Source organism: Pseudomonas sp. DR48, assembly GCF_019823085.1.
In the GTDB taxonomy this organism is placed as follows: Bacteria; Pseudomonadota; Gammaproteobacteria; order Pseudomonadales; family Pseudomonadaceae; genus Aquipseudomonas.
In genome coordinates this window covers 6674958-6696708 of record NZ_CP081946.1, presented here as the reverse complement: position 1 = coordinate 6696708, position 21751 = coordinate 6674958, and the positions used below count along the sequence as shown (strand labels likewise).

At 57.4% G+C, this 21751-nt stretch carries 20 protein-coding genes and 2 pseudogenes; 9 read left to right on the top strand and 13 right to left on the bottom strand.

The features are described 5' to 3' along the window. Entirely contained in the window at positions 1–915 is a 915-nt protein-coding gene (locus tag K5K95_RS30325; RefSeq protein WP_222587492.1) for a LysR family transcriptional regulator, read from the bottom strand. Between the two features lie 109 nt (positions 916–1024). Here K5K95_RS30325 and K5K95_RS30320 point away from each other — a divergent pair, with 109 nt between their 5' ends. From K5K95_RS30320 to K5K95_RS30310, 3 genes are all read left to right on the top strand, one after another. Continuing rightward, positions 1025–1837: a phytanoyl-CoA dioxygenase family protein gene (locus K5K95_RS30320; protein WP_222587491.1), complete on the top strand. Its 813-nt coding sequence runs from the start codon at positions 1025–1027 to the stop codon at positions 1835–1837. A gap of 87 nt (positions 1838–1924) precedes the next feature. Further along, on the top strand, positions 1925–2893 hold the full coding sequence (locus K5K95_RS30315; RefSeq protein WP_222587490.1) for an ABC transporter substrate-binding protein: 969 nt from the start codon (positions 1925–1927) through the stop codon (positions 2891–2893). 265 nt (positions 2894–3158) lie between these two features. Continuing rightward, complete coding sequence (locus tag K5K95_RS30310) at positions 3159–3857, top strand: potassium channel family protein (protein WP_222587489.1); 699 nt, start codon at positions 3159–3161, stop codon at positions 3855–3857. Positions 3858–3911: 54 nt separating this feature from the next. Here the strand turns inward: K5K95_RS30310 and K5K95_RS30305 are convergent, their stop codons facing one another. Continuing rightward, positions 3912–4544 (bottom strand): VOC family protein, encoded by a 633-nt coding sequence (locus K5K95_RS30305; protein WP_222587488.1) that lies wholly within the window; start codon positions 4542–4544, stop codon positions 3912–3914. Positions 4545–4649: 105 nt separating this feature from the next. Here K5K95_RS30305 and K5K95_RS30300 point away from each other — a divergent pair. From K5K95_RS30300 to K5K95_RS30290, 3 genes and pseudogenes are all read left to right on the top strand, one after another. Then, positions 4650–4811 (top strand): annotated as a pseudogene (locus K5K95_RS30300) (hypothetical protein); the annotation flags it as partial. Between the two features lie 79 nt (positions 4812–4890). Continuing rightward, on the top strand, positions 4891–5433 hold the full coding sequence (locus K5K95_RS30295; protein ID WP_222587487.1) for a redoxin domain-containing protein: 543 nt from the start codon (positions 4891–4893) through the stop codon (positions 5431–5433). Between the two features lie 11 nt (positions 5434–5444). Further along, entirely contained in the window at positions 5445–5984 is a 540-nt protein-coding gene (locus K5K95_RS30290; protein ID WP_222587486.1) for a DsbA family protein, read from the top strand. A 35-nt stretch (positions 5985–6019) separates the two neighbouring features. Here K5K95_RS30290 and K5K95_RS30285 read toward each other — a convergent pair whose 3' ends face one another. Both K5K95_RS30285 and K5K95_RS30280 read right to left on the bottom strand, forming a co-directional pair. After that, positions 6020–6385, bottom strand: a complete 366-nt coding sequence (locus tag K5K95_RS30285) for a response regulator transcription factor (RefSeq protein WP_222590479.1) — start codon at positions 6383–6385, stop codon at positions 6020–6022. Between the two features lie 44 nt (positions 6386–6429). After that, positions 6430–7422, bottom strand: coding sequence for a response regulator (locus K5K95_RS30280; RefSeq protein WP_222587485.1), 993 nt, complete (start codon positions 7420–7422; stop codon positions 6430–6432). A gap of 353 nt (positions 7423–7775) precedes the next feature. Here K5K95_RS30280 and K5K95_RS30275 point away from each other — a divergent pair, with 353 nt between their 5' ends. Continuing rightward, complete coding sequence (locus K5K95_RS30275) at positions 7776–12830, top strand: trifunctional serine/threonine-protein kinase/ATP-binding protein/sensor histidine kinase (RefSeq protein WP_222590478.1); 5055 nt, start codon at positions 7776–7778, stop codon at positions 12828–12830. A gap of 52 nt (positions 12831–12882) precedes the next feature. On the opposite strand, the gene K5K95_RS30270 is transcribed toward K5K95_RS30275, so the two are convergent. The 8 genes from K5K95_RS30270 to K5K95_RS30235 all read right to left on the bottom strand — a co-directional run bounded on the left by K5K95_RS30270 (position 12883) and on the right by K5K95_RS30235 (position 19993). Further along, positions 12883–13386, bottom strand: a complete 504-nt coding sequence (locus K5K95_RS30270; protein ID WP_222587484.1) for a helix-turn-helix transcriptional regulator — start codon at positions 13384–13386, stop codon at positions 12883–12885. Positions 13387–13543: 157 nt separating this feature from the next. After that, entirely contained in the window at positions 13544–14269 is a 726-nt protein-coding gene (locus K5K95_RS30265; protein WP_222587483.1) for an alpha/beta fold hydrolase, read from the bottom strand. A 144-nt stretch (positions 14270–14413) separates the two neighbouring features. Then, positions 14414–15337: a LysR family transcriptional regulator gene (locus tag K5K95_RS30260; protein WP_222587482.1), complete on the bottom strand. Its 924-nt coding sequence runs from the start codon at positions 15335–15337 to the stop codon at positions 14414–14416. A 315-nt stretch (positions 15338–15652) separates the two neighbouring features. Beyond that, entirely contained in the window at positions 15653–16099 is a 447-nt protein-coding gene (locus K5K95_RS30255; RefSeq protein WP_222587481.1) for a GNAT family N-acetyltransferase, read from the bottom strand. Positions 16100–16204: 105 nt separating this feature from the next. Then, on the bottom strand, positions 16205–17056 hold the full coding sequence (locus K5K95_RS30250; protein WP_222587480.1) for a class I SAM-dependent methyltransferase: 852 nt from the start codon (positions 17054–17056) through the stop codon (positions 16205–16207). Between the two features lie 149 nt (positions 17057–17205). Next, the gene (gene chrA / locus K5K95_RS30245) at positions 17206–18564 is read right to left on the bottom strand and encodes a chromate efflux transporter (protein WP_222587479.1); all 1359 of its coding nucleotides are present in this window, start codon (positions 18562–18564) and stop codon (positions 17206–17208) included. After that, entirely contained in the window at positions 18557–19501 is a 945-nt protein-coding gene (locus K5K95_RS30240; RefSeq protein ID WP_222587478.1) for a chromate resistance protein ChrB domain-containing protein, read from the bottom strand. Before K5K95_RS30240 ends, chrA begins: the two co-directional genes overlap by 8 nt. 129 nt (positions 19502–19630) lie before the next feature. After that, positions 19631–19993 carry a DUF6124 family protein gene (locus tag K5K95_RS30235; protein WP_222587477.1) on the bottom strand — a complete coding sequence of 121 codons (363 nt, stop codon included), beginning with the start codon at positions 19991–19993 and terminating at the stop codon, positions 19631–19633. A 543-nt stretch (positions 19994–20536) separates the two neighbouring features. Between K5K95_RS30235 and K5K95_RS30230 the strand changes: the two genes are divergently transcribed. Beyond that, positions 20537–20935, top strand: a complete 399-nt coding sequence (locus K5K95_RS30230) for a DUF5329 domain-containing protein (protein WP_222587476.1) — start codon at positions 20537–20539, stop codon at positions 20933–20935. Between the two features lie 227 nt (positions 20936–21162). After that, complete coding sequence (locus K5K95_RS30225; RefSeq protein WP_222587475.1) at positions 21163–21519, top strand: VOC family protein; 357 nt, start codon at positions 21163–21165, stop codon at positions 21517–21519. Between the two features lie 2 nt (positions 21520–21521). Here K5K95_RS30225 and K5K95_RS30220 read toward each other — a convergent pair. Further along, positions 21522–21720: pseudogene (locus tag K5K95_RS30220) on the bottom strand (integrase); the annotation flags it as partial. Positions 21721–21751 lie beyond the last annotated feature (31 nt).

The following is a 21751-nucleotide window of genomic DNA, read 5'->3' as shown; positions in this document are numbered from 1 at the left end:
TCAATTTGCGGCAAACGGCGGCCGTTCGTTGAACCAGGCCACGGCTTGTTGTTTGAACGCCTCGGCAGGTGGCGTTAACGGGTAGCGCTGGTCATAGGCCAATACGATGCGCTGTGCAGGCAGCTCTTCGCGGATCGGACGACAGACCAGTGGCTGACCATCGTAGCTGTGGTCGCCGAAGGGTCTGGTGTAGGTCAGCGCCACGCCGAATCCATTGGCGACGAGACTGCGCTGAAACTCGAAGCTGTGTGTGCGCTGGACGCTGGCGGGCGAAAGCCCATGAAAATTGAACAGGTCGAGCACGTGTTGCCAGCTGTGGATTTGGTCAGTCACCACCAGGTTGCATTCGCTCAGAGCCTGCAGACTGACATGGGTCTCGTTGGCCAGCGGGTGATCAGCCGCCAACAAGGCATGGGCCGTCAACTGGCGCAGCACGATGCATTCCATGTTTGCCGGCAACCCCAGGTCGTACGTCAGCGCCAACTCCAGGGCGCCTTCAGCGAGACGCTTGCCCAGATATTCGAACCCGCCTTCGCGCATATCGACCGTGACCTGAGGATGGTCCTGTTGCACGCGCCTCAGGATTTGCGGCAGGCAATAAGGCGCCAGGTCCTCGTAGCAACCCAGCACCAGTTCTCCGGAAAAATCGTTGCTGTTACTCCCGATGTCCGAAAAGCTCCGAGCCTCGGCCAAGACACGTTTGGCCTGGGCCATCACCGTGCGGCCGAAAGGCGTCAGGGACACGCCGAGCCCGCGTTGGCGAACAAACAGTGGCTGCTCGAAAAGCTGTTCCAGCTCGGTAATGGCCGTGGAGATCGAGGGTTGGGAAACGTGTAACTCCTCGGCCGCCAGCGTGAGGTTGCCATGCTTGGCCGCAGCGAGTGCGTAACGCAGTTGTCGCAGGCTGAACTTCATAAGATTTTCTTCGGTGTCAGATCAAGACATATTATTTTATCTTCGTTGAGTGTCATGAAATATTTGTCCTGCGCCCACCTTTATTTCTTGTTCGAGGGAGTTTCAGGTCATGACACGCAGTTCCTACACCATTAACGAAAAAGACATTGAGGCCTTTCAACGCGATGGGGCGGTTTGCCTGCGCGGCATTTTCAGTGACTGGATCGAGACCATTGCCGCCGGTATTGAGCGCAATCTGAACGAGCCAGGCGTTTACGCCAGCCGATACGTCGAGAAGGATGACAAGCCGGGCGGTTTTTTCGATGACTATTGCAACTGGCAACGGATCCCCGAGTTTCGCGCCATGGTGGAGCAGTCTCCGGCAGCCTCCGTCGCTGCCGCTGTCATGCGTTCGAAATCGGCACAATTCTTCCATGATCATGTGCTGGTCAAGGAGCCGGGGGCGCAGAAAGCCACGCCTTGGCATCAAGACATTCCCTACTACTTTGTCGAGGGCAACCAGAACGTCAGTTTCTGGATACCCGTGGACCCAGTGCGCGAATCGACACTGCGGCTGCTTGCGGGCTCACACCGTTGGGAGAAGGGGATAAAACCCGTCCACTGGGCCGATCAAAGCGATTTTTACCGGGACGCGGACGGGTACCGTGACGCGCCTGATCCGGACAAGGAAGAGGGCATGCAAGTGCTTGAGTGGGAGATGCAGCCTGGCGATGCAGTGCTGTTCGATTTCCGCACGGTCCATGGCGCCAGGGGCAATGCATCGGCGCAGCGTCGACGTGTGTTGTCGCTGCGCTGGCTTGGCGACGACATCCGTTACTTCGAGCGTCCAGGACGGACCTCTCCACCGTATCCAGGGCATGCGATGCAGACCGGTCAGAGACTGCGCGAAGATTGGTTCCCGACGATACATCAAGGAGCTTGAGTTTTACGTTGATGACAATTGTTCGCCACTGATGTGGCGAACGTTTGCACTGCCATAACCCTGTTCACTGTGTTGGAGCGTGCGATTGTGAAAATCAAAAAAAACCTTACCGCCACACTGATTTCCCTCGGTCTGTTGGCCGGTAGTGCAGCGACCCAGGCCGCCGGTTGGTGCGAGTCGGGCAAACCGGTGAAGTTCGCCGGGCTCAATTGGGAAAGCGGCATGTTGCTCACCGACGTGTTGCAGGTTTTGCTCAAGGACGGCTACGGCTGTGCCATCGATACGCTGCCGGGCAATTCCATCACGATGGAGAGCGCCTTGAGCAGCAATGATATTCAAGTGTTGGCGGAAGAATGGGTGGGTCGCAGCGAAGTCTGGAACAAGGCGGCAGACTCCGGGAAGGTAGTGGGCGTCGGCGCACCGATCATTGGCGCAACCGAAGGCTGGTATGTGCCGCGGTATGTGGTCGAAGGCGATGCCAAACGCAACCTCAAGCCCAAGGCTCCGGACCTGAAAAAAATCGCCGATCTGACGCAGTACGCCGGACTTTTCAAGGATCAGGAAGAGCCGAAGAAGGGCCGTTTTTATAACTGCCCGGCCGGCTGGACCTGCGAACTTGAAAACAGCGAAATGCTAAAAAGCTACGGCCTCGAAGCGAGCTACACCAACTTCCGTCCGGGGACCGGCCCAGCCCTGGATGCCGCGGTCCTGTCGAGCTACAAGCGTGGCGAGCCGATACTGTTTTACTACTGGTCCCCGACACCGCTCATGGGGCAGGTCGACCTGGTCAAGCTGGAAGAGAAGCCGGGTGTCGACAAAAAGATCAGCATCAAAGTCGGGCTTTCCAGCGCTTTCCATGAGCAGGCGCCGGAACTGGTAGGCGTGCTGGAGAAGGTCAATCTGCCGATCGACCTGTTAAACCAGAACCTGGCCCGCATGACCAAGGAGCATATTGATTCTCCCAAGCTGGCGAAGATTTTCTTCAAGGAACACCCGGAAATCTGGCACACCTGGGTCAGTGAAGCGGCGGCGAAAAAAATCGACGCGACGCTCTAGCTCGTCAAAGGGCAGGGATGCCCTTTCTCTGGCCAAGGTTGTTTCTCCTTGCGCAATCGCTGATGGCCAATCCCTCGGTATGACTCACCCACCTCGGTAACAGTTTCTGACTGGCACTGGTCGATTCCTAGCACCCCCAAGCGAACTGAATCCTCTCACCTGTATTCCGAACTAGAATTTCACTGCCGACTCTTCTAAGGCCCGGTCTGATATCAACCGCGCTGCATCAGATCTCGAGCGTTATTTCAGTCCCTGGGATACCGGTATGGAAAATCCGCAAGATAAAGCCGAATCCGAAGCGGATTTAGCTCAGATGGTCATAGGGCACGGGCCCTGCACCTATCTATTGTTGCTCTTGCTGGGATTGATTCTGCTGTTCCCCTTTCTTGAAGAAGGCATATTTGCTCGCACGTTGCTTGGCATTTTGTTTTCAATCGTGCTGCTCGTAGGCGCTTTTGCCACCAGGCAGACTCGAATGGGGTTCATCCTCAAAACAGCTCTGGCGTTGCTTGCGGTTGGCCTTCAATGGGCGGCGTTGTGGGCTGGAAGCATCGCCATGCTTGACCTTGCGGGATTAGCTTATGCGACGTCTCTTGCCGTCTCATTTAGCGGAGTACTTCGCTATATTCTCCAACGCGGGCCCATTACGACGGACAAGCTGCATGGTGCGCTAGCGGGTTACATCCTGCTGGCCTTCGTTTGGTCCTTCGTCTATGCGATGGTCGAAGTATCCAGTCCGGGCTCATTCGGCCCTGGTCAGCTCGACTTTGTACAACCCGGCACTTTCTTCAGGCTGATCTATTTCAGCTTCACAACGCTGACGACCACCGGTTACGGTGACGTTCTCCCGCTGACCAATCACGCTCGTTCAGTTGTGATGGTCGAAGAATTTTCAGGCGTCTTTTATGTCGGTGTTGTGATTGCGCGGCTAGCCGGTCTTTATCCGTCGTATCAGACGAAGTGACTGTCGATTGGCTGTACCACTGCCGGGCATCTGGATGGCGGCGCGATGGTTGCCTTATAAGTTCCTCAGGCCGCTTGGTGTTTCGATAGAGGAAACCAGGCGTGACGCCTCAATGCTTTCGCACCTGTGAAGTCGAACTGGCCCGGAAAAATTCATGGCCTCCAGCAGGTGACTGATCCTCTCTGGCGCCGGATGAAAGATATCGAGCATCTGCAACGAGCAGCCTTTATCTTCAAGCATCGTCGCAGGGTGCACCGGCTGTCCCCAATGAATCAGGCTGGGCGCGGCCCCCTCCAAAGGCAGTCTGCCGTCCGCTAAAACAGTAATCTCCCAACGCAGTTCGCCTCGGCTCATCGGCTGCGCCTGTCCGACGACCTCTGTGAGCATCGGGCCAAGCGTTTTCAAGGTGTCGGTTTTAGCGACCCAATGGGCCAGCCGAGGAGATACGTTGGCTGGCAGCTCGTCCAGGCCAAACCACCGAGGCCGATTCACTGGCGGCGCCGCTGGGTTAATAGCGATCACTTCCAGATAGACATGTGTGCCTAGCCGAAGCAGTTTGTTGTGGGTTCCCATCAGCGGATGGCAACCGCCTGGTTGAAGTTCCACACCCAGTCGCTGACTCACGAAGCGGTCACCCGCCTCCAACGTAGGCGCCACGATGACTAAATGATCCAGCGAAGTCTGCATAAGGGCTCCCATCACACCAGTACGTTATCGAGCAAGGTACAGATCGACGGCGCCCAAGTGATGCTCGGAAAGCGCCAACAACGACTATAGTCATTGCAGCGTTAGAGCGAATCCAGCCGTTGCGCTACCCACCTGGCCTCAATCCAATACCGCGAAAGCACGGCGGACTTCCTCGTGCTTCTTGATGCGGAACATGAACGTCTCGCAGCCGAAAACACTCAGGCTCAGGCCGAGATCGAGGCATCGTCGCCATTTATATATTCCTGACGGTGGATGGAGTAATCCCGCCGGGCAGTCGTATCCCCGCTGAGCAGACCCTAACCACCCATCTATCAGGGCTCAAGCAATGAACACTTCAGAATTGGATGATGCAAAAAAAACGAACGACGACCTGGGTCAGGGGCCGCTGTCAGCTGGCACTGTCGCGCCCGACTTCTCGCTGTATGCGACCCCTGATCAACAGTTGTCGCTGCGTGAGCTGAAGGGAAATCCCGTGATACTTTCGTTTTATCCCGCTGACTGGAGTTCGGTTTGTGGCGACCAACTGACTTTGTACAACCAGTTGCTACCCACATTCAGAGAATACGGAGCGACGCTACTGGGTATCTCGGTTGACAGCGCCTGGTGTCATCAGGCCTTTGCCAAAGATCGGAATTTTCACTTCAGCCTGCTGGCCGATTTCGAGCCCAAAGGGGCTGTGGCGCGACAGTATGGAGCGTACGACTCCCACCTGGGGGTTTGTAAGCGGGCGCTGTTCGTGATTGACAAGGAAGGGGTGGTCGCCTGGAGCTACGTCTCACCGATGGCTATCAATCCTGGGGCGGACGGCATTCTGGATGCGCTGGATGCTCTGGCGAATTCGCCACAAAGAACGCCAGCCAAAAATTAACAGGTGATCACATGGCCACTCTCAAAGTCCCGGTAAGTGAAAACGACCATCGTCAGGGAAGTGCGCATGCCAAGGTCACACTGGTGGAATTTGGCGACTATGAATGTCCCTATTGCGGTGAAGCGTATTGGATGGTCAAAGAGCTACAAAAGCATTTTCGCGATGATCTGCAGTTCGTGTTCCGTAACTTTCCACTGACCACCGCTCACCCGCATGCGATGGGTGCAGCTGTCACCGCTGAGTATGCCGGGAGTCGAGGATTCTTCTGGGAGGCTCACGACGAATTGTATGAAAATCAGGAGCGATTGGGCCTGCCGCTGTTTCGGGCCATCGCTCTAAAACACGGCCTCTCCGACGAAGAACTCTATCTTGCTATGCAAGACGGTACTTACCTACCCAAAATAAAATCCGATTTTAATGGCGGCGTACGCAGCGGCGTGAATGGCACCCCCGCGTTTTACATTGACGGGCTTCGTTATGACGGGGTTCCAGAGTTCACCGAGATGAGTCAGATGATTGAGCTTTCGTTAGTGCGTGAACGAGATCGCTAGAGTGCGACATCGGCTTGGCATTACCCAAATCGTAGTCACCGCTCCCATTGAAGCGCCGACTCGACAGCGCTCAGCAAAGCTTCTTCGCTGAAGGGTTTACGTAAGCATTCGATGGGCTCATAGCGGCTGGATTCGGCCAGTGTCGCTTCGTCCCAGTGTGCGGACATGCAAATCACCGGCAATTTTCTGTTCCCGGTTGTCAGTGCGTGCATGACGCCTATCCCTGACAGTCCGGTCATTTTCAGATCCAACAGCACACACGCGATGTCATCGAAGTTGTCGAGGGCCAGGAATTCCTCCCCCGAGGCGAATACCCGAGAGCGGTATCCGGCCGACCGGAGCAGGTTGGCCAGGCTTTTGCGCACAGATGCATCGTCGTCCACGATACAGACGATGATCATGGCGCTACCGGACGATCCGGGCACGGCGCAAGCGTTGTCAGTAGTCATGAAGGTCCCTGCGTGCCAAACGCCGGCTCTGCGCTGATCAAGCCATACAGGTTGACCAGACTCACCAGCGAGCGCGTCTGCATCTTCTCCATAATGTGTTTGCGGTGGACCTTGGCGGTGACTTCACTGGTGCCCAGCCGGTTGGCGATGAGTTTGTTGGATAGCCCCGCGACGACCAGCGGCAGCACTTCGCGCTCACGGGGGGTCAACAGGGCGGCCTTTTGACGGGCGCCCTGAAGGCGCTGCCATTGCTCGAACGCCACCGCTGCCCGCTGACGGGTGGTGCGCAGCGTGTCCAGCAACTGGTCGTCGTTGAAAGGCTTGGTCAGAAACTCGACCGCTCCCGCTTTCATGGCCTGTACCGACATAGGGATGGTGCCGAACCCGGTCATGAAAATCACCGGCCACGGATGTCCGCGTTGTCCGAGTACCGATTGCAGTTCCAGGCCAGTCGCCTCGGGCAGGGTGACGTCCAGCAGCAGGCACGCGGGACCGATCTCGAGGTCAGCATTGAGAAATTCTTCGGCCGAGGCGAATATCCGGTGCGCAATGCCTTCGGCCCGTAATAGTCGGCTGAGTGCTGTGCGCACGGACGCGTCATCATCCACGATGAACACCGGCACGCTGCCAGGATCGATCGATTTCTGATCCTCGGACGCCAAGGAGACCGGTGCTACCGGGTGGAACAGGGGCAGGGGCGGTTCACGTTCTTTCAATATTCGGTAACCTCGGCGCGGAACCGTCTGGATGAGTTCTTTTTCTCCGAGCAACTTGCGCAGGGAGGAAATCTGCACCTGCAGATTGTTTTCCTCGACGACAGTGTCGGGCCAGACCTGTGTGATCAATTCATCTTTACTGACAATCCGGCCATCTGCCTGCATCAGCACCGAGAGGATTTCGAACGCCCGGCCCCCGACACGCAGCAGACGTCCATCAAGAAATGCTTCGCGCCGCTCCAGGGAAATAGTAGCTTGGCCGAGTCGGATCATGCGTTCCTCTGCACTGCGTTGGCGGAGAGTGACGGCGGAGCGTCGACTCATCAGGCGTACACGCTAGGGGAGGGCCCCACATAATGCAATTATCCCGAGGGATAACGCGCCGTGATTTCAGAGAGCAAATACCATCGGCAGCGGCGGCTCTCAACGGCCATTATGGTGCTGATGACAGACAGAATTCCCTGAGCGCAGCCATTGGGCCAGAGCCTTGCGTATACTCTTGGGCTCCGCCCGAAACGAATCTTTAGCGGTGATTGTTCATGCCCAGCAGTCCTTTCACATCATCCGGTTCCTGCAGACTTGATGTCGTCCACGATGAAGCCTGGCTGGAACGTTGCACGTTGGGAATGCTGCGCCGGGAAAACGATCTGACCTGGTTCATGCTTCATGATCGGCCATCGGGAACACGCTGGCTCGCCGCCCGGGCACCGATTCAGCGGCCTGCCACGTGCCAGCGGCTGGAGCGCGATTTTCATTTGGACCGGGATCCGGCCTGGGCGATTGCCCCAGTCGCATTCATCCGCTCCGCCGAGGGACCTTTGTTGGTTTATCCCGCGACGGGGACACCACTGGTAGATTTGATCGGTGACACAGGGCTGCCACTGGAACGTTTTCTGGCCATCGCAACGGCTGCCGCCACCGCAATGGCTGGCGCGCAGAAAGCGGGTGTGCGACATGCCAGTCTGCTCCCGCACCATCTGATGGTGGAGGCCGCCGACTCGGTCAGACTTCTGGGGTTGCACAGTCATGCCGCCGAGGCGCCTGCGGATGAACTGCCCAGCCTGGAACAATGGCCTTATCTGGCGCCGGAGCAAGTGCGCCGCGATGCTGCCAGTTTTGACGCACGCAGCGATACCTACGCTCTGACGGTGATCCTTTATCAAGCGCTGACCGGGCGCCTGCCGCTCACTGGCCGCGACCCGTCCCATTGGCTGCACGTGCACGCCGCCGTCCAGCCCCAATCACCGGCGATTCATGTCACCGGTCTGCCGGAAGGCCTGTGCCGAGTGCTGCTCAAAGGTTTGGCGAAGGACCCGGGTGCCCGTTATCAGAGCGCAGCATCGATGGCCGCCGATCTGGCCTGGTGCCAACAGCAGTGGCTGGAGCATGAGCGCATCGACGCGTTTCGGCTGGGCGCTTTCGATGCATTGCCTTCCATGACCCGCAGCGATGTTCTGTTCGGTCGAGACACCGAACGCACGCAGTTGATCGAGCAGATAAGTCAGGTGCGCAGCGATGGCATTGCCCGGGTCTTGTTGGTCGGTGGCGCGCCGGGTGCCGGCAAGTCGACGCTGATCCATCAGGGCGTCCGCCCGCAGGCACCCGGCTATTGGGCTAGCGGCAAGAGCAATTTGCTGCAGCAGGAAATTCCATACGCACCGTTGGCGGAAATCTTCAGGTCGCTGATGACCCAACTGCTCGGCAAGCCGGCTCTGGAACTGGAAACGCTGGGCGAGCAACTGGTCGAACGGCTCAAGGGCCGAGGCAGGCTCCTGGTGGATCTTGCGCCCGAGGCCGAGTTGGTGATCGGCGGCACGCCTGAGCTGCCGAACATGCCGGCCCGACATGCGCTCGATCGTGCCAACCGGACGTTGCTCGATGTATTGGAAATCTTCACTCTGCCGGGGCGGCCGCTGGTGCTGTTCGTGGATGACGTGCAGTGGGCGGATGATTCGACCCTGTCGTTCTTGCGAGCCTTGCTCGCGCGGCCGCCCCGGCATTTAGTGCTGATCCTGGCGTACCGCGAGGCTGAGTCGCAGGCCCTTGAGCGTGAGGGGGGATTGCTGGAGGTGCTGGGCCGTGGGCAATCGTTGCCGTGTACACGCGTCATGCTGGGGGCGTTGTCAGTGCCCGCGGTCGCTGAACTGATCGCCGCTGAACTGGACACTGATCCGAAGGGGATTGAGGCGCTTGCGCACGTCGTGCACTACAAGACGGCCGGTAACCCTCTGTTCGTCAGCCAGGTGTTGCGAGCGTTGATCGATGAGCGTCTCGTGCGCTTCGACGTACAGGGTCGCCGCTGGGTCTGGAACCAGCAGGAAGTGGACGGTTACCGCTATGCCGACAACGTCGCGGACTTGATGGTGCAGCGACTCGAACGGCTGGCACCGATGGAACGCGAGGTGCTGCGCACGGCCGGCTATGTCGGCGGGCGCTGTGATGAATCGTTGCTGCATCGGCTGTTGCCCGGTGATCCGCAACAGATCACCCGTGATGCGCAACATTTGGTCGATACCGGTTTTCTGCTGCGCGAGGGCGAGCAACTGGTGTTTCCCCACGACCGCGTGCTTGAGGCGGCCTGTCAGCTTGCGGCACCGGCGGGACGCGCCGCCGAGCATGCGCGTATTGCTGGTGCCATGCTTGATCAGTGGGGCGAGCAGATCCATGAGCGTGTGTTCGAAGTCGCCAGCCAGGTCCAGCGCATTGACGCCGATGAACTGGATGCGAATCGCCGCGCCGCGTTCGTCGAGCTATTAGTCGAAGCCGCCGAACGCGCCAGGGACACCGCTGCTGTCGAGCAGGCCGTGGGTTATCTGCGCACGGCTGAAAGCCTGCTCGGCCAGACGGGGTGGTCGAGCCTCTACACCCAGGCGTTCGCTACCCAATGGCTGGCTGCCGAGTGCGACATGCTGCTGGCTGATCTGGCTGGCGCGCAACAGCGCCTCGACGATTGCCTGAGCCACGCCACCACGGCGCTCGACCTTGCGAAAACCTATCGGATACGGGCCACCTTGCGCACGCTGCATTCCGATTACGAGGGGGCAATAACCGAGGCGCTGAACGGTCTGAACCTGCTGGACATTGCGCTGCAGCGCAGGCCCTCGCAGGAACAATTGACCCTGGCATTTACCCTGGTGCGTGAGCTCGTCGGCGCTCGCCGCATCGCCGAGCTGGTGCATTTGCCCAAAGCTGATGACCCGGTGGTCGAAACGGCCATGGAGTTGCTCAGCACGTTGATTTCCTCGTTCTTCGTCGACGATGACATACGCTTTTTGCATCTGGCAAAAATGGTCGAACTCACGCTGCTGCATGGCACCACGCCGAGCACCGGTTACGGGTTTGCCTGGTTCGGCGTGATGATTGCAGAACGCTATGGCGAATATCTGGACGGGCAAGCCTTCGCTGAAGTGGCGTTGGAACTCACCGACAAGCACGGCTATGAAGCCGGTCGCACAGGCACGCTGGTGGCGCTTGATCAGGTCAGCCCGTGGACCAGGCCGATGGCGTACGCCCGGCAGAAGGCGTTCGCGGCGTTCGAATGCGGCCAGGCCGGCGGCGACTTGGGAATGTCCTGTTATGCCTGCAATCACATCGGTTCGGACCTGCTGTTCATGGGCGAACCCTTGCAAGGTGTGTTGAACGAACTGGAACATGGCCTGGAATGGGTGCGTCAATTTCATTACATCGACATCGAGCGCATTCTGCTGGCGCAACAGGCGTTCGCCACCGATCTGCGCGATGGGCGCCCGCACCGCCCGCTGGCTGAACTGGACGCCACGGAACATGACCGTTTCGGCTCCATCGATCGCACCCGAGTGTCGCAGCCGACACTATTTTGGTCGTGGTTGTATTCAGGTATGTCGGCGTTTTATTTTCGCGATATCCCTTACGCATTGCGACGTTTCGAAGAAGCTGCCGCGCTGGTCTGGTCCATTCCAGCGCACATAAATCTCGCCGATTACTACCTGTTCTACAGCCTGGCCCTGAGCAGTGCGCAAGCACCGGGCGAGGTGGCGGAAAAACTGCAAAAGCTCGAGCGGCAACGCCAGCGGTTCCTGCCATGGGTCGAACTCAACCCGACAACCTTTCGCAACAAATTGCTGCTGATCGAGGGGTGCATTGCCCGTATGCGTGGTCAGGAGCTAGTTGCCATCCGCTGCTTTGACCAATCGCAGATCGCCGCGGCGGCGGCCGGTTTCATCCATGAGCAGGCACTGGCTCATGAACAGTTGGCCGATATCTGCTTGCCCAACGGATTGGTCTCTGGTGCCAACCACCACCTGCGTGTCGCACGTGACTGCTATATCCAATGGGGGGCCGAGGGCAAGGCGCGTCAGCTGGAGACCTTGCACCCGTTTCTGAGTGCTGAGCCGGCGTTCGAACCGTCCCGGCCGGCAACCCAGGTCCGTCTCGATCTTGAAGTGGGGATCGAGGCGGCGCGTGCACTTTCGCAGGAAGTACTGCTAGAACGACTGATCGAAACCCTGATGAATCACCTGATGATTCAGGCTGGTGCCGACAATGGGGTTCTGATGATCGTCAGCGGCGCCGAACTGCAGCTGGCGGCGACAGCTGCGGTCGAAGCCGGCAACGTGCGGGTTGCTCTGGACGCCGGACAGCCGCTCGAACAAATGGCGCCTGCCTCGGTACTTAATGCAACCATGCGCACACGCACGACCCTGGTACTCGACGATGCCCGAGCCGAATGTCCCGAGGCCTACAGTGCCGATCTACAACTGCGCCAGACACGTTCCATGTTGTGCCTGCCGTTGCTCAAACAAGGCACATTGATCGGTCTGGTCTATCTCGAAAACAGCCTGGTACCCAAGCTCTTCAGCGCCGAACGCCTGACCATGCTGGAAATTCTCGCTTCTCAGGCCGCGGTGTCACTGCAAACTGCCAGGCTGTATGCACGGTTGGTCGAAGACAACCAACTGCGCGCGCAGATGGAAGCGGACTTGCGCAGTTCCCGCGCAGAACTGGCGCGTAGCTCGCACCTTAAGGTTTTGGGTGAACTGTCTGCTTCGATTGCCCATGAGATCAGCCAGCCACTGCTGGGCATTTTGTCCAATGCCTCGGCGAGCCTGCGCTGGCTCAAGCGTGACCAGCCCGATCTGGACGAGGCGATTCAAGGGTTGGAGGACATCCGCTCAGACAGCGCCCGTGCCGCCGACATTGTCCAGGCACTTCGTGCCCTCGCCAAACAAGCGCCGTTGAAACGGTTGCCTGTGCAGATCGACGATTTGATCGGTGAGGTCGTGCGCCTGACTGCCACCGACCTGGCGAACCGTAACGTGCGCGTGGAAACCCGGCTGGATGTGCAATGTCCGGTGTCGGCCGATGCGGTGCAGATCCAGCAGGTGGTATTCAACCTGATCACCAATGCGCTGGAGGCCATTGCTGGGGCAGGGTTGCAGGATGGATGCATCATTATCGGCTCAGCGGTGAAGGACGACCATGTGGTGGTTTGTTTCCAGGATAACGGGCCTGGAATTGACGCGCACCAGCGCGAGCAGATCTTCGATGCGTTCTACACCACCAAAGGCAGCGGCATGGGAATGGGCCTCGCCATTTGCAGGTCGGTGATCGGCGCGCATGGTGGGACGCTGGTAGTCGAGGACAGCGAGGAGGGCGCCCGGATAGGCTTCAGCCTGCCACTGGCACCGGCCAGCAGTGGATAAAAAAAGGCCGCATAAGCGGCCAAAAGGGAGGAATTCGTTTTGCGGAGCTCGATCAGTTCACGACGCGCAGCTCCTTGGAGCGCGACTGTCCCATCCCGTCGACCAGGTTATCGAGAATTCTCCAGTCGGATATGTCGCGATCGATCACTGGTCGCGGGGTAGGGTGGCTCGTTGCATGATCAAAGGCCCGGCGCCAGGCCTTGGGTGTTATCCCTTCCAGACGGCTGAAAGTGCGGGTGAAATGCGAGTGGTCGGCGAAACCGCACTCATAGACGATGTCAGTGATGGGTATCGGGGTGCTTAACAGACTTTTGGCTTTTTCGATTTTCATCCTCACCAACCAGCCTTGCGGCGAGTGGCCGGTCACCTTTTTGAACGCCCGGGAAAAATGGCTGCGGGACAGATTGCAGTGTTCGGCAACCTCGCTGATGCGCACGCAGCTGCCTATGTCACGCAACATCAATTCCTTGGCACGGCGCTCTTGCCAGCCAGACAGGGCGCCCAGCGGTCGCGCAAGGGCTTGCGGATGGTCTGAATTTACCGATTGCGGATTCATGGCGGCTCTCCTGATCGTTCAGGAAAGTCTGTCCGCTGGTGACATTTAAAGTCCTTAAGCAAACCTTAAGAGTTCTGAAATGCAGGGGCCGTTGCAGCGCGTCCTGCCATGCGTGCTGTTCAGCTAGTATCAATTGTCCACGCCCGTGTGCATTCGCTTAAAGCGATGCCCGCTTCAGAAACTTCATGATTTCGAGAGAGTAGGCGCCTGGATGCGAGAATCTGAACATGTGGCCGGTGCGCGGCATGATGACTTCCTGCGAACCCTTGATGCCCTTCAGGAGGATGCCCGCGGCTTGTTTGCCGATCAGCTTGTCTTCCTCGGGAGTCAGGATCAGCGTGGGGACGTCGATCTTCCTCAGCATGGCCGTATAGTCCACTTTCTCGATTGAGCGCAGGCGGTTGACGTAGGCTTTGTGAGGAGTCTCCTTGACGAAGAATGCGCGACTCTTTGCGGTTGACCAAGGGATGTCTCCCTCCTTGTCAAACGACGAAGCTAACTGCGCAGCGTGGACCCGAAGGGTTGTCTGCCGGTAAAAAGGCCCGGGGAAGAATGGTGCAAGCGCTGCCATCGTTTTGAGCAAGGGCGATGTGATCGGATTCTTGGCAAAACCACCAGAGAGCACCAGCCCCTTAAGACCCTTTGGCTGCCGCGTCGCAACCGCGATTGAGGATACCGCGCCATACGAATCGCCAATCAGCACATAGTTATCGAGGTCCTTCACCCGGTCGGCGATGAAGTCGGCCAACGTTTCCAGCTCGCATACGTCGTTCGGCAAACGAAGGGTTCGCATGGGGCGGCCTTGCAAGTAGGTCAACTGTTCAAGCTGCCACGGGGCGCCCGCGAAGCAAGGGATCATGACCAAGGTGGGCTCTGTTTTCATCAGGTACTCCTAGCGGGTTGAGTAAACGACGACCGAACTCTAGGAGGACCGATGTGTTCGATCCAATGGCATTTATACAGCGTGTGGATGCACGAGATTCATGGGCGCGGCTCACTCTGGCCGCACCAGGTCAGGGCCGATGTTTTAGTCGGCGATCATCATGTTTGTAATCCACTCAACGGCAGGCTCGTTGGCACGTCCTTGTGCTCGAATAACCAGTACCTCCCACGTGGGGAGTACGAGGGGCAGTTCAAAGAGGCTTAGCTGCGCGGTCTCCTGCAGCTGTAATGCGACCCGCTCGGCAACAACGGCGATCGATTGCGAAGCGCCGACCATAAACGGAACAGCCAGAAAGCTGGGGCAGGTGACACTCACCTTGCGGGTCCGACCAAGCTTCTCCAGCGCATCGTCGACAACGCCCCGAGTGTCGCCGAGCGGAGAGACCAGTATGTGGGGCAGGCGAGCGAAGTCATCCAATTCCATGTGCAGCTTCCTGCCTCGCTTGACCAGAGCCGGGTGGTCATTGCGCGCGATGCCAACGAAACGCTCCTTATGGACAAGCTGGCAATCAAAGCGCTGTGGGACCTGGGCAAAAGAGCCCGATCCCAGCACGATGTCGATCTCGCCAGTGTCCAGCATGCGCAGAGCGGATTCGACATCGGCCGGTCTGAGCCTCAGCACGGCGTCTGGCGCAGCGGCTTGGATCTTGGCCAGAACAGGGGTGATGACGGTCAATAACGCGTGATCGGTGGCCGCCACTGAGAGTATCGCTTGCAGACACCCTGGATCGAACGGCCCACGGGGACTGGCAACGAGCCTGACTGACTCGAGCACCGCCGCCACTCTGGGCATTAACTCTATGGCCAGCGGCGTCGGCGCGATCCCGCGGGGGTTGCGAATGAAAAGCTGATCAGCAAAAGCGGTACGCAGCCTCGCTAAGGCGTGGCTGGTTGCGGACTGGGACAAATGCAATCTTTCGGCCGCACGACCGACGTGCCTTTCGGCCCAAAGCGCCTCAAGTACAACCAGAAGGTTGAGATCGAAACGCGTTAGATCCAGAGGCTTCATGCTGTATTGGTCTCGTTATTCATAATTCCAGGAACGGAGCTTTCGTATAGACCTTTCGGGGCAACGATGGCAACTATTCTGTCCGGCCTGAGCCACTGCGTTGATCCCAGCTCTATCAAGCGTCCTTTCGCCTGCGGGATGTTATCCATCCGCTGCTGGAGTCAATAGCTGAAGAAAGCGGGGGAAACCTCATCCTTCTACGTGCTTGAGAACGGAAGCAAAGCTCTATTTTAGGTGGGCGGGTAGGGCGGTCGCAGACGACGGGAAGCAAGAAGCAGCATTGACTGGCCGCTATTTGGCCGTTTGCCGCCTGAATCATGCGTCGCCAAGAAACAAGGTATGGGTTGCATGGTCATCATCTGATCGGTTGAAGCCGCAATGCCGATAAAAGGCGTCTCCTTCAGGTGTATCAGTAGAAAGGCGTACGATCCGAAAACGATGAGAGGCGAATTCGACAAGCGCATTGACCAACGCTTGTCCGACTTTTAGTCCTCTTGATGAAGCTGAAACGTATAGCCGTCGTAGCCTTGCCGTATCGTTTTGAGCATACGGATCAACCGAAAGGCCTCCAATGCCTATCAGGCGATGGTCCCTATACGCTGCCATCAGACACTCGCCCGGTGCGTCGAAGCGATTTGCCCCGGATCTCCATTCGGCAATCAGGCGGGTGAGAAACCTGAAGCCTTCCCCGACCGCCTCTTTTTCAAGGGTCAGGATCTCTGGCGGAAGGCGCGCGATCCGTTGAATCTCCACTCGTTTCATTCATCGTCCCTGACTTGGCGACTCCCGTTCCTGCGCTTTCAAAAGACCGCTACCAAGGACATCAAATCCTACGCAGCGGCCATCATCAGGCGTGTAGACAGCGGGCTATGGTTTTATCAAAAGTCCCTGTCCTGTGGGCAGACTGGCAATCGCAATATCCCTTTTTGCGGCCCATTGATCCATCCCGTCCTTTTGCGGCTGATAGCCAAAGTAGGCGTAGTCATCCAGTAAAATGACCGCCCCCGACACCAATCGATCCCACAGAAACTCAATGGCCGCCACTTCTGGCTGCACGCAATTCATATCGATGTGCAAGTAAGCAATCTGTGTCGAGTCGATCTGAGCCAGCGTTTCAGGAATGGAGCCTTGAATGATATTTACATTTGACCATTCCGAGAAATTTGCTCTTACCGCATCAATGTTCGATGTGTACGTCCCGTCGTCAACCCACTTCTGGCTTTTGCCAGAGACACCACCGACTTTCTCTTCATCCGATAAAAACCGGTCATCGATGCCCGAGTAAGTGTCCAGAAGATGGAACATTTTGCCGGTGCTGTCCCAGTCCAGGTCTTTCATGATCGCTGAACTTAAAAAGCCATAATTGACACCACATTCGACAAAGTCACCTTGGCGTTTCGCTGCGGTCCGTGCTGCCCAAAGCCCTAGATGAACGCGCCAGTACCATTGATAGTCGGCGCCTGAGGCCTCCATGCCTCGGTCATACGCAGCGATATAACGCGGATCACTCATGAAGTCGTGATTGTGTACGGTCCTCAATCCATCCGAATGGAATTCTCCCTTTACTTTAGGAAGTAGAGGATCTGAGTTCGGTTTATAAGGACGACCTTCTCCGACTCCCCACGTCAAGTAGTGAACTGCAGGATCGATACCTGACAATCTAACGTCAGGGTGTAGATACAGGTATTGCTCAGCAGAAAAATCTATAGGCAAACTCATTCCATATCCTTGTTAGCCTTTAAACAGCTCCATTCCCAATGCGCGATGCAAGGGTAATCACCAATCAGCATTCAAAAATCGGCGCGGGGCGATACTACATTAACGGCGTATCACCCTCTATGCAGAACACAAACTCCTTTGTGGTTGCTCTAGCGCAACAGATGCACGGCCAGGCCAGTGAGCGCACAGCCCGTCAACACCGGGATGACGCCCCGCTTGAAGCGAAACAAGGCAATCGCGGCGGCGATTGCGATCAACGCCGAAGGCCAGTCGAGGCTGCCGTTGAAGCCCTTTGGCCAAAGCACGTGATAACCGAAGAAACACGCCAGGTTGAGGATCACGCCAACCACCGCGGCGGTAATGGCGGTCAGTGGCGCAGTGAATTTGAGTTCGTTGTGGGTCGACTCCACCAGCGGGCCGCCTGCGAGGATGAACAGAAACGAAGGCAGGAAGGTAAACCAAGTCACCAGCGAGGCAGCCACAGCGCCGGCCAGAAACACCTGATCCGGCCCGAAAACCTGCGAGACATAGGCGCCGACAAAACCGACGAAGGCCACCACCATGATTAGTGGCCCAGGTGTTGTTTCGCCCAGCGCCAAGCCGTCGATCATCTGGGTTGGGGTCAGCCAGCCATAGTGACCGACCGCGCCCTGGTAGACATACGGGAGCACCGCGTAGGCGCCACCAAAGGTCAGCAATGCCGCCTTGGTAAAGAACCATCCCATCTGGGTCAAGGTGCCCTCCCAACCAAAAACCACGGTCAAAAGGCCCATTGGTAATGCCCATAGCCCGACGGCGATCACGGCCAGTATTGCCAGTTTTGGCCAACTGAACCGGGCATGTTCCGGGGAGGGGGTGTCATCATCGATCAAGGCCGGACCGAAGGATTTTTTCGAAGCGCTATGGCCACCGGTTCTGAACTTCTCGGGCGCCAGGCGTCCGCCGACATAACCGATCAATGCAGCACCCAGCACAATCAGCGGGAACGGAACATTGAACGCGAAGATGGCGGTGAATGACGCCGCCGCTATCGCCCATAGCCAATTGTTTTTCAACGCCCGAGAGCCGATCCGATGGGCCGCCTGCACCACAATGGCCGTCACGGCGGGCTTGATCCCATAGAAGAGCCCGGCCACCACGGGTACTTCGCCGAACGCGATATACATCCACGACAGTGCGATCAGGATGAACAATGAGGGCAGGACAAACAGCGCCCCCGCAATCACGCCTCCCCAGGTTCGATGCATCAGCCAGCCAATGTAAGTTGCCAACTGCTGAGCCTCCGGCCCGGGCAGCAACATGCAGTAGTTGAGGGCATGCAGGAATCGGCGCTCGGATATCCAGCGCCGCCGCTCTACCAACTCCTGGTGCATGATCGAAATTTGCCCTGCGGGCCCACCGAAGCTGATAAAGCCGAGCTTCAGCCAAAACCAGAACGCCTCACGCAAACTGACTGCTTCGGGCCTCGACAGCTCTTCTTCAACCATGGGTGCCACCACCTTATTCATCGGATTGTTCCTCTTTCACAAACACGGCGAGCAGACCGTCGAAGATGGCGCTCGCAGCAGCCAGCAGGTCATCGTCATGGAGAATGGTTTGATGCAACCCTGCGAGCACGCGCTCGATGCCGGTGGCCTCCACCGGTTGAATGCCTCCGACGTCAAGGTAATGCACCAAGGCCGCAATGCGGTTCAGGCCTGACTCTTGAAGGTCGAAACTGGCTTGCAACGTTTCGAAGCTCACGCGGTTGCCGACATGACTGAACGCCGCGTCATCGAAGTCGAACCCCACGGCATCGGCGGGGCAGTCCTGTGGAGTGTCCAGCCAGAGGATTTTAGCGCCAGGGTCAATGAAGCGGCGGATTAGCCAGGCACAGGCCAGACGATCAACCCAAGGACGCTTGCGGGTTGCCCAAACACGTCCTTGATATTCGTCACGGTCGAGCACCGTTATGGGTTGGTCGTGGCTGTGCGGCTCGTCTGAAGACAGGGCTCTGCTGACGGCAATCTCAAGCTCCTGCAAGACGGCATCAATCTGCTGCTTCGGTTTGCCCGGGAAGTAATCGATGGTGGTCAACTGCTCGTAGGTTTTGCGCAGTTTGCGAACCTGTTTCGTAATGGCCAGCGCGTTTTCAGGATTGAGCTGCCCACGGCACTCTTCGATCTCTGCGCGTAGCTTGCTGTAGTCATCGCTACGGTCGAACAACTCGACGAAACGCTCCCCGTCAGGATCGACGACGGGCAGGATAAATGCGGTGCCATTGATCGCCAGGATGTCGCGCTCGACAGCGGCGAGGGTTTCACGACAGGCATCGGTGTCCGGCAACAGATAGGCACCATCACGCAGAACTGCCGCACCCGCAGCTCTCAACGCACGCCAGGCGCGCATGCGTTCGGTGGCATTGGCGGTGGGTAATCCAAGAATCAGGGTTAGCCAGTTTTTCATGTAGAGTTAGCTATTTATTATGTAGTAACAATTACATTACGCTGGATTTTGAAAATTGGAAAGTTGCCTGGTCAGGACGATCGACCCTCTGTGACGCCGGACGAACCGCCCGCCACAGAGGGTTGTCCCTTACTCCTTCATCTCAACATTATCCAACGCCTGATTCACCGCCAATTCCCCCAGCATCACGACCTGCGTAATTCCCAGCAGGGTCTTGCGGTGTGAGTGGTCCAGTAACGCCGCGAAATTGCTGAGCATGGTGGTGGCCGAGCCCAGTGATTCACTGGCGTTGACCAGCAGGGATTCGGTGTCGTACTTGGGATTGACGAGGAACATGCGCTCGGGCTCGTTGGCCGCGGCCATGATGTGGGCGCCTGGGTTGAGGTAATGGTCGAGGGCGCGTTCGGCAGCGTCGTGGAATTTTTTGGAATCGACGGATTCGTAGGGGGATGCCGGATCGGTATCCGGTGGGTTGGGTGTGGGTTTGATCATGGGTGAAACTCCGATGCTACTTATTAAAAAGAGCCATCGCCCTCTCGCTACCAAACGGAGGGTGGCGGCCATACGAAGGTTGGTAGACCGGGCATCGGAACCGGCGCCCCCGAAGGAGCCCTGCGCATGGCCACCGTAAAATCGCAGTCCAGAAGAAGGACCGCAGAAGGTGACGCTATGCGTCGATGCTGAGGGTCTACCAAACCCATCACTGTTTTTAGTGACGAGCAAACGATAGAACCCCCGCCTCAGACGCACAAGCCGGCGGATTCTGGCGTACGCGTAGGTAACGACGCAAGACGTTGTAGCCCTTAGGACGTAACACCGGGTGTCTTTAAACGCGCGCCTTAAAACCTGTTTAAGGCATCAATCGTCGAGCGAAAATTTCCAGTTTGAAATCGATGCTGCCCGCTTTTTTTGCCCTTTATTTTTAGTCGACTCGGTCGCGCAGGCGCTGTGAAATAGGTGTAAACCTGTTTGAGGACTAGACGAAGTATTTCGCACAGCCTTACATCCATTCCACTTCCAGCACGAGGATGAATCATGCGTATGTGGATAGGAGAGGCAGCCCGGCTCATCAGCCGATGGATGATGGCGGCGGGTATCAGCCTTGTCGCAATCTTGACCAGTGTCCAGGCTCAAACCACACCTCAAGCCACTCTTGAGATAAAGAACTTGCTGGACTATGTCGAGCATAGTGAATGTCTGTTTGTGCGCAACGGGAGCGAATACCCAGGTCCCCGGGCTCGGGCGCATCTTGAGCAGAAGCTGAATTATCTCGAAGGCAAGAATAAGGTTAACAGCGCAGAAGACTTCATCGATCTTGCTGCCACCAGAAGCAGCATGAGTGGCCGCGCCTATGAGGTGAGATGTCCAGAAGGCGTGCAACCGGCGGGTACCTGGCTGAAGCGGGAACTACAGAGGCAACGGCAGCTTCATTAATTTTCATTCAGCTAAAGAACACCGCTCGAGTTGATGAGGTGCACACCTCACCAGGCCCAAGGGCTGAAAAAGTACGAAAGCATCTGACGTATTCCAGGACGAGGTAAGGCCGACAAACGCCCCTCAGCCCCTCAATTCAAAGTGCTACAAATAGCTTCGCGCATGGGCACATACATCACCGAATGTCCTAGACTCGTTTGCTCTGCCAATCAGCCAAGGAAGAATCAATGGGCATTCGAGGCAAGGACCATCAGATTGACAACATTGAGTTCAATGTTGTTGATATAGCCATCAGCAAGGCGTTCTACGGAAGCGTATTTAACTGGAGTTTCGTCGACTATGGGCCGACCTATAGTGAGTTCAGCGACGGTCGTATGACGGGCGGATTCACTACAGGAGAACCTGTGCGGCCGGGCGGCCCACTAGTCATTCTCTACGCAGAAGACCTGGACCTTATCCAACTCAGGCTCAAGGCTGCAGGCGCTACGATAAGCCGTGAGATTTTCTCGTTCCCAGGTGGGCGCCGTTTCCACTTCATCGACCCGGATGGTTACGAACTAGCCGTGTCGTCGAGTTCTCAATGACCTCGAGGTAAGTCACAGACACGCAGTTTGCTGTCGATGGCCAAATTGTATAGAGCCCGATCCCGTGTCTTCTCACGCTAGCTGAAGCCTTACCCGGATGGTCCAGATATCTCTGACTCGGAGTGGGGCTTTCAGCGCGACAAACTTTCCCTTGTTCCAAGGCTGGGTTGGTGTACAGCGCCGGAGGGCAATCCATCGCATAAATCCTCGGTAAAAGTCGTCACCGGTTTTG

What these genes read in the sequence shown, in the direction of transcription:
- K5K95_RS30230 (WP_222587476.1), top strand. Translation starts at nt 20,537, where the DNA reads ATGCGTATGTGGATAGGAGAGGCAGCCCGGCTCATCAGCCGATGGATG.
- chrA (WP_222587479.1), bottom strand. Translation starts at nt 18,564, where the DNA reads ATGAATAAGGTGGTGGCACCCATGGTTGAAGAAGAGCTGTCGAGGCCC.
- K5K95_RS30290 (WP_222587486.1), top strand. Translation starts at nt 5,445, where the DNA reads ATGGCCACTCTCAAAGTCCCGGTAAGTGAAAACGACCATCGTCAGGGA.
- K5K95_RS30325 (WP_222587492.1), bottom strand. Translation starts at nt 915, where the DNA reads ATGAAGTTCAGCCTGCGACAACTGCGTTACGCACTCGCTGCGGCCAAG.
- K5K95_RS30225 (WP_222587475.1), top strand. Translation starts at nt 21,163, where the DNA reads ATGGGCATTCGAGGCAAGGACCATCAGATTGACAACATTGAGTTCAAT.
- K5K95_RS30235 (WP_222587477.1), bottom strand. Translation starts at nt 19,993, where the DNA reads ATGATCAAACCCACACCCAACCCACCGGATACCGATCCGGCATCCCCC.
- K5K95_RS30285 (WP_222590479.1), bottom strand. Translation starts at nt 6,385, where the DNA reads ATGATCATCGTCTGTATCGTGGACGACGATGCATCTGTGCGCAAAAGC.
- K5K95_RS30265 (WP_222587483.1), bottom strand. Translation starts at nt 14,269, where the DNA reads ATGAAAACAGAGCCCACCTTGGTCATGATCCCTTGCTTCGCGGGCGCC.
- K5K95_RS30260 (WP_222587482.1), bottom strand. Translation starts at nt 15,337, where the DNA reads ATGAAGCCTCTGGATCTAACGCGTTTCGATCTCAACCTTCTGGTTGTA.
- K5K95_RS30240 (WP_222587478.1), bottom strand. Translation starts at nt 19,501, where the DNA reads ATGAAAAACTGGCTAACCCTGATTCTTGGATTACCCACCGCCAATGCC.
- K5K95_RS30280 (WP_222587485.1), bottom strand. Translation starts at nt 7,422, where the DNA reads ATGATCCGACTCGGCCAAGCTACTATTTCCCTGGAGCGGCGCGAAGCA.
- K5K95_RS30305 (WP_222587488.1), bottom strand. Translation starts at nt 4,544, where the DNA reads ATGCAGACTTCGCTGGATCATTTAGTCATCGTGGCGCCTACGTTGGAG.
- K5K95_RS30320 (WP_222587491.1), top strand. Translation starts at nt 1,025, where the DNA reads ATGACACGCAGTTCCTACACCATTAACGAAAAAGACATTGAGGCCTTT.
- K5K95_RS30295 (WP_222587487.1), top strand. Translation starts at nt 4,891, where the DNA reads ATGAACACTTCAGAATTGGATGATGCAAAAAAAACGAACGACGACCTG.
- K5K95_RS30255 (WP_222587481.1), bottom strand. Translation starts at nt 16,099, where the DNA reads ATGAAACGAGTGGAGATTCAACGGATCGCGCGCCTTCCGCCAGAGATC.
- K5K95_RS30270 (WP_222587484.1), bottom strand. Translation starts at nt 13,386, where the DNA reads ATGAATCCGCAATCGGTAAATTCAGACCATCCGCAAGCCCTTGCGCGA.
- K5K95_RS30250 (WP_222587480.1), bottom strand. Translation starts at nt 17,056, where the DNA reads ATGAGTTTGCCTATAGATTTTTCTGCTGAGCAATACCTGTATCTACAC.
- K5K95_RS30310 (WP_222587489.1), top strand. Translation starts at nt 3,159, where the DNA reads ATGGAAAATCCGCAAGATAAAGCCGAATCCGAAGCGGATTTAGCTCAG.
- K5K95_RS30275 (WP_222590478.1), top strand. Translation starts at nt 7,776, where the DNA reads ATGCTGCGCCGGGAAAACGATCTGACCTGGTTCATGCTTCATGATCGG.